Origin of the sequence: Dietzia sp. Die43 (assembly GCF_024519835.1) — a bacterium.
Lineage (GTDB): Bacteria > Actinomycetota > Actinomycetes > Mycobacteriales > Mycobacteriaceae > Dietzia > Dietzia kunjamensis.
On sequence record NZ_JALJRF010000003.1, the window covers coordinates 124,055 to 141,171 of the forward strand.

General features: G+C 72.6%; 18 protein-coding genes. 7 read left to right on the forward strand and 11 right to left on the reverse strand.

Going from position 1 to position 17,117, the window contains the following annotated elements; translation table 11 throughout:
- Window positions 1-7: 7 nt before the first annotated feature.
- Window positions 8-439: a succinate dehydrogenase hydrophobic membrane anchor subunit gene (locus tag NR111_RS03450; RefSeq protein ID WP_067712174.1), complete on the reverse strand. Its 432-nt coding sequence runs from the start codon at window positions 437-439 to the stop codon at window positions 8-10.
- 14 nt (window positions 440-453) lie between these two features.
- Window positions 454-861 (reverse strand): succinate dehydrogenase, cytochrome b556 subunit, encoded by a 408-nt coding sequence (sdhC, locus tag NR111_RS03455; RefSeq protein ID WP_083249443.1) that lies wholly within the window; start codon window positions 859-861, stop codon window positions 454-456.
- Between the two features lie 189 nt (window positions 862-1,050).
- Here sdhC and NR111_RS03460 point away from each other — a divergent pair, with 189 nt between their 5' ends.
- Window positions 1,051-1,503: a cytidine deaminase gene (locus NR111_RS03460; protein ID WP_067712178.1), complete on the forward strand. Its 453-nt coding sequence runs from the start codon at window positions 1,051-1,053 to the stop codon at window positions 1,501-1,503.
- A gap of 11 nt (window positions 1,504-1,514) precedes the next feature.
- Entirely contained in the window at window positions 1,515-2,813 is a 1,299-nt protein-coding gene (locus NR111_RS03465) for a thymidine phosphorylase (protein ID WP_256819888.1), read from the forward strand.
- 38 nt (window positions 2,814-2,851) lie between these two features.
- Here NR111_RS03465 and NR111_RS03470 read toward each other — a convergent pair whose 3' ends face one another.
- The 5 genes from NR111_RS03470 to NR111_RS03490 are packed head-to-tail and all read right to left on the reverse strand — an operon-like array spanning window position 2,852 to window position 6,297.
- Window positions 2,852-4,072 carry a hypothetical protein gene (locus NR111_RS03470; RefSeq protein ID WP_173674777.1) on the reverse strand — a complete coding sequence of 407 codons (1,221 nt, stop codon included), beginning with the start codon at window positions 4,070-4,072 and terminating at the stop codon, window positions 2,852-2,854.
- A 24-nt stretch (window positions 4,073-4,096) separates the two neighbouring features.
- Window positions 4,097-4,477 carry a YbaB/EbfC family nucleoid-associated protein gene (locus tag NR111_RS03475; RefSeq protein WP_067712187.1) on the reverse strand — a complete coding sequence of 127 codons (381 nt, stop codon included), beginning with the start codon at window positions 4,475-4,477 and terminating at the stop codon, window positions 4,097-4,099.
- Window positions 4,474-4,740 carry a hypothetical protein gene (locus NR111_RS03480; protein WP_069388393.1) on the reverse strand — a complete coding sequence of 89 codons (267 nt, stop codon included), beginning with the start codon at window positions 4,738-4,740 and terminating at the stop codon, window positions 4,474-4,476. The genes NR111_RS03475 and NR111_RS03480 overlap by 4 nt, the downstream gene beginning before the upstream one ends.
- Window positions 4,740-5,936, reverse strand: coding sequence for a C40 family peptidase (locus tag NR111_RS03485; RefSeq protein ID WP_206474542.1), 1,197 nt, complete (start codon window positions 5,934-5,936; stop codon window positions 4,740-4,742). The genes NR111_RS03480 and NR111_RS03485 overlap by 1 nt, the downstream gene beginning before the upstream one ends.
- A 4-nt stretch (window positions 5,937-5,940) precedes the next feature.
- The gene (locus NR111_RS03490; RefSeq protein ID WP_067712196.1) at window positions 5,941-6,297 is read right to left on the reverse strand and encodes a type VII secretion target; all 357 of its coding nucleotides are present in this window, start codon (window positions 6,295-6,297) and stop codon (window positions 5,941-5,943) included.
- A 112-nt stretch (window positions 6,298-6,409) separates the two neighbouring features.
- On the opposite strand from NR111_RS03490, the gene upp reads away from it, so the two are divergent.
- On the forward strand, window positions 6,410-7,033 hold the full coding sequence (gene upp / locus NR111_RS03495; RefSeq protein ID WP_069388394.1) for a uracil phosphoribosyltransferase: 624 nt from the start codon (window positions 6,410-6,412) through the stop codon (window positions 7,031-7,033).
- A gap of 38 nt (window positions 7,034-7,071) precedes the next feature.
- On the opposite strand, the gene NR111_RS03500 is transcribed toward upp, so the two are convergent.
- From NR111_RS03500 to NR111_RS03510, 3 genes are read right to left on the reverse strand one after another with little or no spacing between them, the layout of a single operon-like run.
- Window positions 7,072-8,580 (reverse strand): phospho-sugar mutase, encoded by a 1,509-nt coding sequence (locus NR111_RS03500; protein WP_256819889.1) that lies wholly within the window; start codon window positions 8,578-8,580, stop codon window positions 7,072-7,074.
- An 11-nt stretch (window positions 8,581-8,591) separates the two neighbouring features.
- Window positions 8,592-9,482 (reverse strand): purine-nucleoside phosphorylase, encoded by an 891-nt coding sequence (locus NR111_RS03505; RefSeq protein WP_256819890.1) that lies wholly within the window; start codon window positions 9,480-9,482, stop codon window positions 8,592-8,594.
- A gap of 5 nt (window positions 9,483-9,487) precedes the next feature.
- The gene (locus NR111_RS03510) at window positions 9,488-10,021 is read right to left on the reverse strand and encodes a gamma-glutamylcyclotransferase family protein (protein ID WP_069389279.1); all 534 of its coding nucleotides are present in this window, start codon (window positions 10,019-10,021) and stop codon (window positions 9,488-9,490) included.
- A 150-nt stretch (window positions 10,022-10,171) separates the two neighbouring features.
- Here NR111_RS03510 and NR111_RS03515 point away from each other — a divergent pair, with 150 nt between their 5' ends.
- From NR111_RS03515 to NR111_RS03530, 4 genes are all read left to right on the forward strand, one after another.
- Entirely contained in the window at window positions 10,172-11,578 is a 1,407-nt protein-coding gene (locus NR111_RS03515; protein ID WP_069389277.1) for an NAD(P)H-quinone dehydrogenase, read from the forward strand.
- Window positions 11,579-11,703: 125 nt separating this feature from the next.
- Window positions 11,704-12,723 carry an iron ABC transporter substrate-binding protein gene (locus NR111_RS03520; protein WP_256819892.1) on the forward strand — a complete coding sequence of 340 codons (1,020 nt, stop codon included), beginning with the start codon at window positions 11,704-11,706 and terminating at the stop codon, window positions 12,721-12,723.
- A 64-nt stretch (window positions 12,724-12,787) separates the two neighbouring features.
- Window positions 12,788-14,335 (forward strand): iron ABC transporter permease, encoded by a 1,548-nt coding sequence (locus tag NR111_RS03525; RefSeq protein WP_256819893.1) that lies wholly within the window; start codon window positions 12,788-12,790, stop codon window positions 14,333-14,335.
- Entirely contained in the window at window positions 14,332-15,438 is a 1,107-nt protein-coding gene (locus tag NR111_RS03530) for an ABC transporter ATP-binding protein (protein WP_256819894.1), read from the forward strand. The genes NR111_RS03525 and NR111_RS03530 overlap by 4 nt, the downstream gene beginning before the upstream one ends.
- 44 nt (window positions 15,439-15,482) lie before the next feature.
- On the opposite strand, the gene glpK is transcribed toward NR111_RS03530, so the two are convergent.
- Window positions 15,483-17,042 (reverse strand): glycerol kinase GlpK, encoded by a 1,560-nt coding sequence (gene glpK / locus NR111_RS03535; protein WP_256819895.1) that lies wholly within the window; start codon window positions 17,040-17,042, stop codon window positions 15,483-15,485.
- Window positions 17,043-17,117: the final 75 nt, after the last annotated feature.

Here is a 17,117-nt window from a genome sequence, read left to right on the forward strand (position 1 = left end):
GCCGCGGTCAGAGGTCGTAGGCGAGGCCGAAGATGGCGTAGGTGCCCAGGACCAGGACGAGGCCGGTGGCGACGAACAGGATCGAGTTGAGCCAGAACCGGGTCGAGTCCTTGCGGGAGTAGTCCGCGATGACGGTGCGGACACCGTTGCCGCCGTGGAGCATGGCCAGCCAGAGCATGAGGAGGTCCCACACGGCCCAGAACGGGCTCTGCCAGCGGTCCGCCACGTACGCCCAGTCGATGCGTTGGACGCCCTCGTCGATCATCAGACCGACGGTGAGGTGACCGATCGTGAGGATGACCAGCGCGACGCCCGAGTAGCGCATGAAGATCCACGCCGAGCGTTCGAAGTTGCCGCGCGAGCGCAGGCGGGGCGAGCGCGGCTGCGCCAGGGAGGCCGGCCGGTCGTAGGACGTCTGGAGAACAGGTGCGTCTGCCATGGTGATCGTTCCCCTTAGAGGTGCTGGAAGAGAAGGAAGAGGAGGCGGGCGGTGGCCGCGGCGAACACCACGACCCAGATCGCCAGGACGGCCCACAGCATCTGACGCTGGTACTTGGCGCCCTTCGACCAGAAGTCGACGAGGACGATCCGGAGACCGTTGAGCGCGTGGAAGAGCACGAGCGCGACCAGACCGATCTCCATGAGGCCGACGATCGGGGTCTTGTACGTGTCGATGACCGCGTTGTAACTCTCCGGGCTCACCGTGACGAGCGCGGTGTCGAGCACGTGTACGAAGAGGAAGAAGAAGATCGCGACGCCCGAGATGCGGTGCGCGACCCAGGACCACATCCCCGGGTCACCCTTGTAGAGGTTGAGCTTCTTTGTGGGGGCCGGACGCGCCGGCGCCTGCGCAGTACTCATGGGCTTGTCGTGCCTCCGAATCGTCTGGGCCTGATGCCATCGGCGCGCGTTCCGGCCCGAGAGCACAGCGGGCGCCTACTAGGACTTTAGACCTGAGATCTGACTAGGCGAAAGCAGGGTGGGTACCGTGGACCGAGCGGGTTCTCCCAGTTAGGGAAGCCTAAAAGATGTTACCGAGGGGTAAGCCAGGTGTCCCAGGACGAAACCGCAGCACAACACAACGCGATCGTCGCCGGCCTCACCGACGCCGCCCTCGCCGCCGCACGGGGTGCCTACCGTCCGTACTCCGGGCTGGGGGTGGGGGCCGCCGCGCTGGCCGTTGGCCCGGACGTGGACCCGCCCGCCGGCGACCCCGACGGGCGGGTACGGATGGTCGTCGGGTGCAACGTCGAGAACGCCTCCTACGGCCTGACCCTGTGCGCCGAGTGCTCGCTCGTCTCCGACCTCTACCGCACCGGCGGCGGGAGGCTGCTCGAGCTCGTCGTCGTCTCCCACACCGGGGACCCCCTCGCGCCGTGCGGACGCTGCCGACAACTCCTGCACGAACACGGCGGCCCCGGGCTGGTGGTCCACACCGCGCGCGGCGCGGTGCGCCTCGCCGAGCTCCTCCCGGACGCCTTCGGACCGGGGGACCTGCGGTGAGTGGCTCCGGGATGAGCGCGCGACACGACGCCGTGCGGATCATCGAGGCCAAGCGGGACGGGCGGGAACTCGACGACGACGAGATCGACTGGATCGTCGACGGGTTCACCCGCGGGGTCGTCGCACCCGAGCAGATGTCCGCGCTCGCGATGGCGATCTACTTCCGCGGGATGACCGACCGGGAGATCTCCCGGTGGACCACGGCGATGGTGGGCTCCGGAACCCGGATGGACCTGTCCGATCTGACCCGCGGCGGCAGGGTGGTGCCCACCGTCGACAAGCACTCCACCGGCGGCGTGGGCGACGCGATCACCCTCGTCCTGACACCGCTGTTGGCGACGTGGGACGTGGCCGTGCCGCAACTGTCGGGCCGGGGGCTCGGCCACACCGGCGGCACGCTCGACAAACTCGAGTCCATCCCCGGGTGGCGCGCGGACCTCGACGCCGACGAGATGCGTGCCGTCCTGACGCGGACCGGGGCCGTGATCTGCGCTGCCGGGGCCGACCTCGCCCCCGCCGACCGGGCCCTCTACGCGCTGCGGGACGTCACCGGCACCGTCCCGTCCATCCCGATGATCGCCACGTCCATCATGAGCAAGAAGATCGCCGAGGGCACCGGTGCGCTGGTGCTGGACGTGAAGTTCGGCTCCGGCGCGTTCCTGCCCGACCCCGCCGACGCCGCCGAGCTGGCGCGGGTGATGGTCGGGATCGGCGCCGCCGCCGGTGTGCGGACCAGTGCCCTGGTGACCGCCAATAACACGCCCCTCGGTCGCGCCGTGGGCAACGCGCTCGAGGTGGCCGAGGCGCGGGAGATCCTCGCCGGCGGGGGGCCTGCCGACATGGTCGACCTGACCTGCGCGCTGGCGCTCGAGGCGCTCGCCGCGGTGGGGATCCCGGACGCCGACCCGCGTGCCCGGCTGGCGGACGGGCGGGCCATGGACTCCTACCGGGCGATGATCTCCGCGCAGGGCGGGGACCCGGACGCGGTCCTACCGCGGGCGGCGCACGTCGAGGAGGTGCGGGCCCCGGCGTCGGGTCCGATCAGGTGGGACGCGCTCGGGGTCGGTCGCGCGTCGTGGTTGGCCGGGGCGGGGCGGACCCGCCCCGGCGAGGCGGTCGACCCGGGCGCGGGCGTGATGCTGCACCGCGTCGAGGGCGAACACGTCCGCGTCGGCGAGGTGGTGGCCACCGTCCACGCGGGCGACACCGCACGGTTGCCGGCCGCACTCGACGAGGTGGCGGCCGCGTTCGGGACGGGCCCGGATCGCGGTCCTGCCGGCGTGGTGACCGAGCGACTGCGCGGCTGGTGACCGTCCGGGAACGGACGCCGGGGACGACGCACCCCGGATCAGGCGAGGTCGGGCGTGGTGACGAGCTTCTCGACGTCGTCGACCAGGTCGCGCCACTCGGACGCCTCGTCGTCATACGGTGCGGTCGGCTCGAGCAGCTTGGCGTCGTCGGGGTTGAGGACGTAGTGCAGGTAGCGCCGTAGCGCCGACCCGCGCCCGGTCACCGACGCCTCGAGTTCGGCGTCGCCGACGTAGTTGGCCAGGTCGGTGACGAACTCGACCGCCAGGCCGAGCTGCTCGGAGTCCACCATCTCCGGCCCGACCTCGATGTCGCGGTCGAGCCCGGCCAGGACGTACACGTTGTCGTCTGTGACGTGCACGTCCAGGCTGCCGTCGGTCGCGGCGATCTTGACGCGCTCGTAGGTGGCCACCCGGCTCAGGGTGTCGTCGTCGTTGTCGGCCAGGTAGCGGGACAGGCCGCGCGCACTGGTGAAGACGTACGCCTGGTCGCCGTCGCCGAGGAACACCGGCCGGTCGCCCAGGTAGCAGCGCAGACTCAGGTACTCCTGGTCAGCGAACACGATCCTGACGGGGTCGATCCCGACGCTCTTCCAGAGCGAGCCGTCCGGGTACCCGGTCGGGGCGGGCTCGGGCTCCGGCTCCGGCTCGGGGAGCGCGGCCTCGGCGGTCTCCAGGTCGTGGCGCGCACGCTCGACCTCGGCGCGGTCGATCTCCGGGGTGGTCATGACGTCCTGGATGGCGTCGAGGACGTCGTCCCAGCCCTTGGCGACCGTCTTGCGGATGGATTTCCACAGCTTGAGCCCGTCGCGGCCGTAGAACTCGTCCATGCCGTGCGTGACGGACGCAAGCACCGGGTTGCCGTTGAAGAACTTGGTGACGGTGTCCAGTTCGCACACCTCGCCGATCGAGCGGGCGATCGCGAAGGACTGATCGATCTCGTCGACCGACGACTCGGTCGGATCGTCCCCGAGGAGCTCGAGGACGCCGACGAGGTCGTAGCAGTTCTCCTCGGCGGCGCGGAAGGCGAGCACGTCCGATCCGGCGAACTCCTCCCACGAGGGGTGGTCCTGCAGATCGTGCTCCGCGCCGCTGCGGACCAGGGCGAGGAGTTCGGCCGTCGAGTCAAAGGCGTAGAGGTCCTCGTCCAGCCCGAGGAACGCCTCCCAGTCGTCGTTGTCCTCCCGCCAGCTGGGTGCCCAGAGGGTCGTGACGTCTCCCTCCGGGAGACCGAGCTCGATCGGGACGATGTCCTTGGCCATGCCGGTCAGCATATCCACGGCTAGTCAGGCGGTGCCACGGCCCGCCGGGGCGGGGTCGGTGTGATGACGGGCGGCGTCCTCGGCCGCCCGCCTCCGACCGCTCACGGCGAGGGCCACCGAGCCCGAGACCAGCTCCGCGCGACGGGTGTTGGCCTGCTCCACGGCAGCCGACGTGGCCTCGAGGATCGACGCCGCGACCACCTCGGACCCGTGCCTGCGCAACCCGGGCGCCAGCACGAGGTCCACCACGCTCCCGCCGGAGTCCGCGGTCGCGGTGGCGAGTCGGTCCCGGCTGGTCGTCGAGATGCGCAAGGTCTCCAGCTGGTCGTGTGCCGACTCCCACTCGGTCGCGATCCCGCGCAGACGATCGAGGAACGCCTCGACGTCCAGTCCTCCGGCGCTCACCTGACAGACCCGCCCGGCTCGTCGCCCGGGTCCCTCTCGTCCCAGTCCCTCTCGTCCCAGTCGTCGGCGGCGAGGCGTTCCAGCAGATCGCGGGCGTCGCCCGCGGCCGCGGTGAGGCTGCGCAGGACCGCGCGCGCCACCTCCGCGGGCGGGCGGTCGAGGAGGGCCTCCGGAAGGGCCAGGCCCACCGGGACGCCGTCGGTGCCGACCTCGGCGACCACCCCGGTCATCGGGTCGGTGTGCCGGCAGCTGTCGGGTGCCATCAGCCGGTCGGACGGTAAAAGCCGTGGAACGACATGCCGATATTGTCGGTGCGGAGCCCGGACACCGCTACAGGGTCCCCGGCCTCCACGATCTGACCGTTGCCGATGTACATGGCGACGTGGCCGTCCCACACGAGCAGGTCACCGGGCAGGACGTCCTGCGGGGACACCTGGACACCCACGCCCTGTTCCTGGGCCAGGCGGGGGATCTCCACACCGGCGTCCCCGTACGCCCACTGCGTCAGGCCACTGCAGTCCAGCCCCTGGCCGGGAGAGGTGCCGCCCCACACGTACGGCACACCCTGCTGACTGAGCGCGTTGCGGACAGCGCCGGCGGCCTGCTCGTTGGGGGCGGTGACGACCGAGCCGTCGGGCAGGGTCACCTCGGTTCCGCCGCCGATCACCCCGGACCCGGCGTCACCGAACCCCGCCGTCCCGGGCACGAACCCGGACCCGGCGGCGGACTCCGCCGCGACACCCGACGAGCCACTGTCGAACGAACCGCCGTCAAACGAGCCGCCGCCCGCGCCGTCCGCGCCGCCGCCCGCAGCCAAGACCGCGCCGCCCGCGTCGCCGCCCGCAGCGAAGACCGCGTCCGGACCGGACTCGGTGTAGGCGACCATGGTGGCGTCGATCGCGCCGCCGGTGCCGGAACCGGCCCCGACCGTGCCCGGCATGCGGGGGGCCGGGGGGATACCGGCGGCGATGGCCCGCATCTCCGCGGTCGGCACCCTCAGCTCGGTCTGGACCCGCTCGGCCACCTGGATCCCACGCGCGAGGTGCTCGGCGGCCAGCCCGAGGAGGCCGGCCTGTCCCGGCGGGGTGAGGAGGGCCGGCCCCATGGCGGCCGCACGGGCGAGGAACTGCTGCACAATCCCTATCACCTCGACAGTCCCCCGGACCACGATCTCCGCGGCCACGGCGGTGACCCGCGCGATCTCCGCGGCGGACTCGCCGAGCGCGCCCATCGTCCGGCCGACCTCGGCGATCGAGTGCGCGGCCCCCAGGGAGGCCAGGGAGTCCCACGACTCCGACAGCAGACGTTCCAGCGGCGGGCCGAGTTGCTGCGCGGCCTCGAGTCCGTCACTGACCGGCCGCATGATGTCCTGCGCCTCGGCGGGGACGAACTCCTCCGCGGACAGCAGATCGAGGATCTGTTTGATGGGGCCGGCGTAGGCCAGCGCGTCGGCGATCACCGGATCACACCCACTTCCCGGTGAGATCGGCGCCGGCGGCACCGGCGGCACCGGCGGCGCCGATCGCCGCAGCGCCGGCGGCGTCGGACTCGTCGAAGAGCCTGGCCGTCTCCAACACGAGCTCCCCGGCGGCGTCGGTGACCCGCGTGAGCCCGGCCAACACCTCGCGGTGCCGCGCGGTCGCCGCCATGAGCGCGGACATGAAGTCGGCGCCCACGGGCCCGACCACGGGCGTCACCGCCTCGATCGGCAGCCCGTCCACCGCCTCGAGCGCACCCCCCAGCGTGTCGGCCAGGGTGGTCAGCCCCGTTCCCAGTTCGCGTAAACCGTCGACATGGACGTCGATCGCCCCGTCCGTCATGTCCTGCGTCCCCTCGTCGTTCTCTCTCGTCCCGTCACAGGGTTCGACGCGTCGAGAAGACGATCCGGTTCCAGCCGGTCCGGGATTTCCTCCGTATGGAATCCTGGCGGGCATGGACATCACCGTCGTGGATCACCCGCTGGTCGGGGACCGGCTCCGTACGCTGCGCGACTCCGCCACCGATACGGCCGGGTTCCGCGCTGCGATGGACGCCCTCGGCACCATGCTCTGCTACGAGGCCTTCCGGTCCGTGCCGACCACCGAGGTCACCGTGAGCACCCCGATCACGGACACGACCGCGGTCGCGGTGGACGGCGTGCCGCTCGTGGTGCCGGTGCTGCGGGCGGGCCTGGGTCTGTTGGATCCGGCCACCCGTCTGATGCCGGGCGCTCAGGTCGGGTTCATCGGCCTGGCCCGCGACGAGGAGAGCCACCAGCCGGTGTCGTACCTGTGCTCGCTGCCGGAGGACCTGGCCGGACGCCACGTCGTGGTCCTGGACCCGATGCTCGCGACGGGCGGATCGCTGGTGTCGACGCTGGAGACGCTCGCGGCGCGCGGCGCGACCGGGGTCACCGTGGTGTGCGTCCTGTGTGCGCCGGAGGGGATCGAGGCGGTGCGCGCCTCCGGGCTGGCCGCAACCCTGGTCACCGCGACGATCGACGAGCGCCTCGACGAGAACGCGTTCATCGTCCCCGGCCTCGGCGACGCGGGCGATCGCCTCTTCGGCCCCCGCTAGCCGGCAACCGACAACCGCCCACCGGCAAGCACCAACCGCTAGCCACCCACCGCGCCTGCGACCGCATCACCGAGCCGCGCGAGCCGGCGTGCGGCGTCGCGGCGGTCCGACGCCGAGGGCCCGGGCGGGGTCCACGCCTCGACGTACGTCTTGAGCAGCGGCTCCGTGCCCGAGGGCCGCACCACCGCGCGCGCACCATCCGAGTCCACGCGGATGCCGGCGGTCCCCTCCAGCGGTCGGACCTCGCCGACGGTGGTGAGAAGCCCGGCCGCCCGCCTCAGCGCCGCCGCCGGGTCCGTGTCGGCCGCCAGGGGCAGTGACACATTGCGCCGGAGGTGCGCCCCGAACTCCGTGGCCAGTGCGTCGAGTCGCGCGCCGACCGTCGGTCCGCCTGATCCGACCATCGCGCACCACACCGCGGCCGCCGAGATCCCGTCCTTGTCGGCCACGACGTCCGGCAGGACACAGTGCCCGATGGCCTCCTCGTAGGCGTACCGCAGCGGCTCGCCGGCCCGCACGAGCCACTTGAACCCGGTCAGCGTCTCCACGTGCCGACCGCCGCGCGCCGGGACCAGCAGCGATGGCACCCGCGAGGAGACGATCGTCGACGCGACGACCGGCACACCGAGCTCGTCGCCCGCGGTCGACCCCGGCAGCGGCGCGCGCAGCAGATGGTCGGCGAGTACCGCGCCCGTCTCGTCGCCGTCGAGCATCCGCCACCGCCCGTCCGGGTCGGCGAACCCCACGGCGCACCGGTCGGCGTCCGGGTCGAGCGCGATCGCGACGTCGGCGTCGATCCGCGCCGCCAACTCCAGCAGGCGCGCGGTCGTCCCGGGCCGTTCGGGGTTCGGGGAGGCGACGGTGGGGAAGTCCGGATCCGGGTCCGCCTGCTCGGCCACCAGCGTCACGTCGTGCACGCCGATCCCGGCCAGGACGCGGCGGCAGAGATCGCCTCCGACCCCGTGGACGGGGGTCAGTGCCACGCGGGGCGGCCGGGCGGGCCGTGGCAGGGCCGTGACGACGGAGGCCACGTAGTCGTCGACGAGCGCGGGGTCCACCCGCACCGATCCGGGTACGGCCGTGGGGACGGCGACCCCCTCCCGCGTCGCGGCGTGCAGGTGCCGCTCGATCCGGGAGTCCGTCGGCGGCACGATCTGTGCGCCGCCGCGTCCGTAGACCTTGATGCCGTTGTCGCTCGCGGGGTTGTGGGACGCGGTCACCACGAGCCCGGCCGCCGCGCCGCGCGCGCGGACCGCCGCGGCCACCACCGGGGTGGGGACGGGGGCGCCGGGGACGACGACGACGAGGTCGTGCGCCGCCAACACCGCAGCCACGACGTCGACGAATCGGGCCGACCCGTGCCGGGCGTCCCCGCCCACGATGACCGTCGACCCGGGTGATTCACGTTCCCGCAGGTACCGGGCGACGGCCGTGGCCACGAGGGTGACCGTCTGGTCGTTCATCCGGTCGGGTCCGGGCCCCAGGGGTGCGCGGACGCCGGCGGTGCCGAAGGCCAGCGGTGCGGGATCAGGCACGGGCGCGGTCACGGGTGTGCCCCTCAGCAGCGGGCGACGGCGGGGACGAGGGCGCGCAGGGCCCCGGTGAGGCGGTCGGATCCGGCGGCTCCGGCGGCGAGCACCTCGGCGTGGTCCAGCGGTTGCCCGGTGACGCCGGCGGCGAGATTGGTCACGAGCGACACCGCGACCACCTCGAGTCCCAGCCCGCGGGCCGTGATGGTCTCGGGCACCGTCGACATGCCCACGAGGTCGGCGCCGAGGGTGCGCAGCATGTGGATCTCGGCCGGGGTCTCGTACTGGGGGCCGGGCATGGCGGCGTAGACGCCCTCGGAGGGGCGGGTCGCAGACTCTCGCGTTGTCGTGGACCCGCTCGTGACCCCGGCCCCGGCGGCTCCGCCCGCGTCCACCGCGGCCATCGCGTCGGCGGCCGCCGCGCGCAGGCGGGGGGAGTAGGCGTCGACCATGTCCACGAACAGTGGCCCGGTGAGCGGCGAGCGACCGGTGAGGTTGAGGTGGTCGCGGATGAGGACGAGGTCGCCGACGGCGAGGTCGTCTCGCAGACCGCCGGCGGCGTTGGTGAGCACGAGCGCCCGCGCCCCGGCGGCGGCCGCGACGTGGGCGGGGTGCACGACGGGTCCGGTACCCCGGCCCTCGTAGAGGTGGGTGCGCCCGGCCACGGACAGCAGCGGCACCCCGTCGACCAGGCAACTGGTGACGGTCCCGCGGTGCCCGGCGACGGCGGGGGTGGCGAACCCGGGGAGGTCGGCGGGGGCGATGGTCACGGCGGTGCCTTGGTCGGCGAGTCCGGTCACTACCTCGGACCAGCCCGACCCCAGGACCAGGGCCACGTCGTGGTGGTCGCGGCCGCTCAGTTCGGCGATCCGGGCTGCGGCCGCGCGGGCCTCGTCGGTGGGCGTCAGCAGGGGCGCCATCCGCGTCAGGCGCCGGGGCCGACGTTGCGCGACGGGCGTGTGCGCAATTCGTGCACGTATTTCTCGGGGGCCCCCGCGCACTCGGCGGCGTCCGCGAGCAGGCCGAGGTAGCGCGCGGACGGCAGGCCTCCCTCGAAGGCGTCCATCACGTACAGCCATGCGAGCACGGTGTCGTCGGTGCCGGCCGGGGCGATGTCCACGGCGAACTCGGACTCCTGCGCGCCGACCGGGGGACCGTCGGGCACGGTGGGCCGGCGGGTGATGCGGACCCGGATCTTGCGCGCGGGCATCCGATCCGTGCCCTCCCAGCGGTCGAGGGCGCGCACGTCCTCGTCGGGGACGTCGTAGAGCACCACGAACACCCTGGAGTCCGGGTCCTCGACGACGGTGGCGACGGCGCCCTCCCACGTGGGGTCGTCCCCGGCGAAGGTCAGGCGCCAGCCCTCGAGCCAGCCCGTCCCCGCGAAGGGCGAGTGCGGCGCGCGGGTGTTCATCTGATCGGGATACATGTTCGTCCCGTACGCGGCGTAGAGAGGCACGCCCACAACCCTAGCCCCTTCGGCGGTGGCGGCCAGATGTCCCGGCGTCCCCGATCGAGACGTTCGACTACCGTGTACCGCGGACGTGACGCGATCCGCCACAGCGGGCTGCGGCGCCCGGCCCTTACCCCTGTGAGCCGTGGAGGACATGTGACGCAACGCATCATCATCATCGGCGGCGGCCCCGCCGGCTACGAGGCCGCGCTGGTCGCAGCCCAGTACGGTGCGGACGTCACGATCGTCGACTCCGACGGCATCGGCGGCAACTGTGTCCTCAGTGACTGCGTGCCGTCCAAGACGTTCATCGCCACCACCGGCGTGCGCACGGACATGCGCCGGGCCGAGGAGATGGGCGTCCAGGCGCACTTCGATCCCACCGCCTACAAGCTGGGTCAGGTCAACGGCCGGGTCAAGTCCCTGGCGCGCGCCCAGTCCGCGGACATCCGGTCGCAGCTCCAGCGTGAGGGCGTGCGGCTGCTGTCCGGACGGGCCCGTCTGCACGACTCCCAGCCCGGCATGGCCTCCCACCGGGTGGCCGTGACGTTCGACGACGGCCAGGAGAAGATCTTCGACGCCGACGTGGTGCTCATCGCCACCGGCTCCAGTCCCCGGGTGCTGTCGGGGGCAGAGCCGGACGGCGAGCGGATCCTCAACTGGCGTCAGCTCTACGACCTCACTGAGCTGCCCAAGCACCTCGTGGTCATCGGTTCGGGCGTCACCGGTGCGGAGTTCGTCTCGGCGTTCACGGAGATGGGCGTCAAGGTCACCATGGTCTCCAGTCGCGACCGTGTGCTGCCGCACGAGGACGCCGACGCCGCCCTGGTGCTGGAGGAGGCGCTCAGTGAGCGGGGCGTCTCGCTGGTCAAGCACGCGCGCGCCGACGCGGTCGAACACTTCGAGGACGGCATCATCGTCCGCCTCGGGGACGGTCGCACGGTCAAGGGATCCCACGCCCTCATCTGCGTCGGTTCCGTGCCCAACACCGAGGGCCTCGGACTGGAGAGCGCCGGTGTCGAGTTGCAGCGCAGCGGCCACATCAAGGTCGACCGCGTCTCGCGTACCACCGCGCCGGGGATCTACGCCGGCGGCGACTGCACCGACCTGTTCCCGCTCGCCTCCGTGGCCGCCATGCAGGGCCGCATCGCGATGTACCACGCGCTCGGCGAGGGCGTCAGCCCCATCAAGCTCAAGACCGTGGCCTCGGCCGTGTTCACCCGGCCGGAGATCGCCACCGTCGGCATCTCGCACGCGCAGATCGAGAGCGGCGAGGTACCGGCCCGCGTCGAGGTGATGCCGCTGGCAGGCAACCCCCGGGCCAAGATGCGCAGCCTGCGCCGCGGGTTCGTCAAGCTCTTCTGTCGCCCGGCGTCGGGCGTGGTGGTCGGCGGGGTCGTCGTCGCCCCCACCGCCTCCGAGCTCATCCTGCCGATCTCGGTGGCGGTGCGGAACCAGCTCACCGTGGGCGATCTCGCGGGCTCGTTCTCGGTCTACCCGTCGATGACGGGCACCATCACCGAGGCCGCGCGCCAGCTCATGCGCCACGACGACCTCGACTGACCCCGGCATCCGGTGCGATGGAGACGATGTCGCGTGCCCTGCGCACCGACCGGCGGGGCCGTTCAGGTTAGGCTAAGCTCCGTCGACGTCGACGACACGGCGTCGGGAACCGCTAAGGAGCCACAATGAAGCTGCGTCGTGTTGCAGCCCTGGCCGCCGCCGGATCCCTCGTACTCGGGCTGGCGGCCTGCACCTCGGACTCCGACGAATCGGACGCGCTGGTGCTCTACTCCGGTCGCAGCGAGAGCCTCGTGGCCCCGCTGATCGAGCAGATCTCGGACTCCACCGGGGTGGACATCGAGGTGCGGTACGCCTCCACCCCCGAGATGGCGGCGCAGATCGCGGAGGAGGGGGAGGCCAGCCCCGCGGACGTGTTCTTCTCTCAGGACGCCGGGGCCCTCGGTGCCCTCGACAACGCGGGCCTGCTGCAACAGCTCGACGAGTCCGTGACCGAGGTCGTCCCTCCGGAATACCGCGCGGCGGACGGCACCTGGGTCGCGACCAGCCTCCGGGCGCGCGTCCTGATCTACGATTCCGCGACACTGGACGAGGCCGAGGTGCCCGACACCATCGACGCGGTCCTGGCTCCCGAGTGGAAGGGGCGCGTGGGCTACGCGCCCACCAATGCGTCGTTCCAGTCCTTCGTCACGGCGCTGCGGGTGGACCGGGGCGACGAGGCCGCCGAGCAGTGGCTGCGGGACTTCCTCGCCAATGACCCGCAGACATTCGAGAACAACAACGCGCTCCTGCAGGCCGTCGACGCGGGCACCGTCGAACTCGGGCTGACCAACCATTACTACTGGTACAACTCGGCCGCGGAGAGGGGTACGGAGAACATGCGCGCCCGCGTGAAGTACATGGCGCAGGGTGATCCGGGAGCGCTGGTCAACGTGGCGGGCGTGGCGATCCTCGCCTCCACGGACCGCCCCGACGACGCCCGCCGCGTGGTCGAGGCATTCCTGGCCGAGCCGGCCCAGACGTACTTCGTCGAGGAGACCAGCGAGTACCCCGTGGTCCCGGGGATCGCCACGGACGCGGCCGGCCTCCCTCCGCTGGACACGCTCGGCGGCCCGGACATCGACCTCGGTCAGCTGGACGGTCTCGAGCAGACGCAGGCCATGCTCGCCCGCGTCGGCATGATCTGACGGACCGGACATCGACCTGCTGACGCGACTGCGCTGCGGCCGGCCCCTGCTCGGGGCCGCCGCCGTGCTGGCGTGTTCGGCGACGCTCATCCCGCTGGTCTACCTGGTCATCCGGGCGGGCGAACGGGGCCCGGCGTCCGCCGCCGAGGTGCTCGGCTCAGGTCGGACGCTGACCCTCCTCGGCAACACCGTCGTGCTTGTCGTGTTGGTCACCACCGCCAGCGTGATCGTCGGGGTGGGGATGGCGTGGCTCGTGGTCCGCACCGACCTGCCGGGGGCCCCGGTCATCGGAGCGCTCCTGTGCGTTCCGCTGGCCACGCCGTCGTATGTCCTCGGCTACCTCTGGGTGGCCGACTTCCCGGAGGTCCTCGGGTTGCCGGGGGCCGTCGCGGTGCTCACCATCTCCTGCTACCCGTACGTGTTCCTTCCCGCCTCCGCCGCCCTCCGGCGGGTGGACCCGGGGCTCGAGGAGGTCGCGCGCACCCTCGGGCACGGCACCACCCGTGCCGTGTTCGGGGTGACCTTCCGACAGATCCGACCGGCGGTCGCCGCGGGCGGGCTCCTGGTGGCGCTGTACACGCTGTCCGACTTCGGTGCGGTCGCGATGCTCCGCTACGAGGCGTTCACGCTGGGCATCTACCACTCCTACCGGGCGGCGTTCGACCGCGTCCCGGCGGCCGTCCTGGCCTGCGTCCTCATCGCGTTGGCCCTGGTCGTGATGGTCGGCGAGCGGCGGGCCCGACGCGGCGAGGTCGCGAGGGTCGGCGCCGGGGTGGACACGGCGCCCACCCGGATACCGCTGGGTCGCCTGAAGGGGCTCGCCCTCGTCGTCGTCGCCGTCATCCTCGCGGGCGGGGTGTTCGGCCCACTCGTCGGCCTCGCCCGGTGGGTGCGCGCCGCGGCGAGCGTGGACGTCTCGTGGGCGCCGGTGTTCCAGGCCGCCGGCACCACCGCCGGGGTCTCGGCCGTGGCGGCGCTGGCCACCATCGTGCTGGCGCTGCCCATCGGGATCCTCGCGGCACGCTCGGACGGGCTCGTCGCGCGGGCCACCGAGACCGTCGCGCAGGTCGGCTTCGCGCTCCCGGGCATCACGGTGGGCCTCGCGGTGGTGTTCGTCGGGATCCGGCTGGTACCGGGCCTCTACCAGCAGACACCGATGCTGGTGTTCGCCTACGTGGTGCTGTTCCTGCCGCTCGCGGTGGGAGTGGTGCGCTCGTCGGTCAGTGCCATCCCGGTGAGCCTCGAGGACGTCTCGGCCGGCCTGGGCTCCGGGCGTCTGCGCACGTTCGCCCGGGTGGTGGCGCCACTGGCGATGCCGGGGATCCTCGCGGGGGCGAGCCTCGTGTTCCTCAGCGTGGCCAAGGAACTGCCCGCCACGCTGCTGTTGCGACCCACGGGCACGGAGACGCTCGCCACCGCGATGTGGTCGCACACCGAGGTGGCGGCCTACTCGCAGGCGGCCCCGTACGCCGCCATGTTGGTCGTCGTGGCCGTCATCCCCGCGTTCGTGCTGAGTCGGTCGTTCGGCTGGGGCGCGGGCGGCCGAGGCGACCCGGGCACGGCGACCGCGGCCTCGGGCCGGGCGAACGAGACCGAACGGAGCGCGACGTGACCTGGAAACCCAGCCCCGGCGGGGTACTCGAACTCGACTCCGTCTCGGGCGGATACGACGGCTCCCCGGTGGTCCGCGGCGTCGCGCTCCGGGTGGAGGCGGGAGAATCGGTGGCGGTCCTGGGCGCCTCCGGGTCGGGGAAGACCACGATGCTGCGCATGATCGCGGGCCTGCACCCGGTGTCGTCCGGACGGATCCTCCTGGACGGCCGCCGCATCGACCGGCTCAGTGCCCAGCGGCGCGGGATCGGGCTGGTCCCCCAGCAGGGCGCGCTGTTCCCCCACCTGGACGTGGCGCACAACGTGGGGTTCGGCCTGGTGCCGCCGGGCCCCCTGGCGAGGTGGCGCGGCCGCGCCGAGCGTGCCGAGCGGGTCCGCGAGGTGCTCGACCTGGTCAGGCTGGCGGACCGGGCGGGTGACCGGCCGTCGCAACTGTCGGGCGGTCAGCAGCAGCGGGTGGCGCTCGCGCGGGCACTCGCCCCCGGAGCCGGGCTGATCCTGCTCGACGAGCCCTTCAGCGCGCTCGACGCGGCCCTGCGCGGAGCGGTGAGAGCGGAGGTCGCGGCGTTGCTCGCCGAGGCCGGGGCCACCTCCATCCTCGTCACGCACGACCGTTCCGAGGCGATGGCGACGGCTGACCGCGTCGCGGTCCTCATCGACGGTGAGCTCGCCCAGGTCGACACCCCCGAGCGGCTCTACCACCATCCGGTCAGCCGCGGGGTCGCCGACCTCTCCGGCGAGACCGTCGCCCTGCCGGCCACCGCGACCGGCGCGACCGCGGAGACGGTCCTCGGCACCGTGCCGCTGGACTCGCCCGCCGAGGGACGGGGGACAGTCCTGTGGCGCCCCGAGAGCCTGGAGGTGCGGGGAGTCGGGGCCGCCGGGCACGATGTCGGGTACGACGACGGGTACGACGACCAGGAGATCCGGGGTCACGCCGTGTGCACCGCCGTCGAGTTCGGGGGTGCCCGGACCCTGGTGCGGATGCGATTCGACGGCACCGACCAGATCTGCGCCGTGCCGGTACCCACGGGTCAGCGCGTCGGGACGGGCTCCCGCCTCGCCGTGCGTCCGCTGCGGCCGGCGGTCTTCCACGCCGTCTGACACCCCGTCGACCGCACCGGTCGACCGCACCGGTCGCCGCCGGGTCAGCCCTCGACGTCCGCCCAGCCCAGCGTCCGCTCGACCGCCTCGTCCCACCGGTCGATCAACCGCTGACGTTCCTCCTCGGGCATCCGCGGCGTCCAGCGGCAGTCCTCCCTCCACAGCTCACGGAGCCGGTCGGGGGAGTCCCACTGACCCACCGCCAGCCCGGCGGCGAACGCGGCACCCAGTGCGGTGGTCTCGGTGACCTCCGGCCGGATCACGTCCACCCCGAGGATGTCGGCCTGGAACTGCATGAGGAAGTCGTTGACCACCATCCCACCGTCCACCCGCAGCGAATCGGCGGACTCCCCGGCGTCGGCGACCATCGCGGCGGCCATCTCGCGACTCTGGAAGGCCGTCGCCTCGAGCGCGGCCCGCGCCAGGTGCGCCCGGGTGTGGAAGCGGGTCAGGCCCACCATCACGCCGCGGGCGTCCGGCCGCCACCGCGGGGCGAGCAGCCCGGAGAACGCCGGCACCAGGTAGCAGTCGCCGTTGTCCTCCAATGACGTCGCGAGGTCCTCGGTCTCGTCGGCGGTGGAGATCACCCCGAGGTTGTCGCGCAGCCACTGCACCAGTGACCCGGCCACGGCCACGGACCCCTCCAGGGCGTACACGGGATCGGCGTCCCCCAGCTGGTAGCAGACGGTGGTGAGCAGACCGTTCTCGCTGAACTGCGGCGTCGTGCCCGTGTTGAGCAGCAGGAACGCGCCCGTGCCGTAGGTGTTCTTGGCCTCGCCCGGCTCGAAGCAGGTCTGCCCGAACATCGCGGCCTGCTGGTCACCGAGGATCCCGGCGATGGGCGTACCGCCGAACATCCGCCGCGTCGTCACGTGCCCCAGCACCCCGGAGGAGGGGACGATCCGCGGCAGCATCGCCCGGGGGACGCCGACCTCACGGCACAGCTCGTCACCCCACTCCAGGGACCGCAGATCCATGAGCAGGGTCCGCGACGCGTTGGTGACATCCGTGACGTGGAGGGCCGCCTCGCCGTCGTCGCCACCCCGGCGCCCACCCGTGAGGTTCCACACCAACCACGAGTCGATGGTCCCCGCCAGCAGTTCCCCGGCCTCGGCCCGCTCGGTCCCGCGTTCGCCCCGCTCGTCCAGGTGCTCGAGGATCCACCGGATCTTGGGGCCGGCGAAGTACGTCGACAGGGGCAGGCCGGTGGCGGCGCGGAACCGGTCGTCGCCGTCCGGGTGGGCCTCGGACAACCGTGCGCAGATGCCGGAGGTGCGGGTGTCCTGCCACACGATCGCGTTGTAGACCGGATCGCCGGTCTCCCGGTCCCACACCACCACCGTCTCGCGCTGGTTGGTGATGCCGATGGCGGTCACCGCCGCCGGTTCGAGATCCACGCTGCTCGCGACCTGGGCCATGGCGGCGCGGACGTTCTGCCAGATCTCCAGCGGGTCGTGCTCGACCCAGCCCGCCCTCGGCAGGATCTGCCGGTGCTCGACCTGCGCCGTCGCCGCGGGCACCGGCATGCCCCGGTCGTCGAAGAGGATCGCCCGTGTCGAGGTGGTGCCCTGGTCGATCGCGAGGATGTAGGAGCTGCGAGTCACACGGCCAAGACTACGTCCGCGTTCGCGTGGACACGTCCGCCTCGCGCGTAGAGTCGTCGGCGACGGGCCGGAACC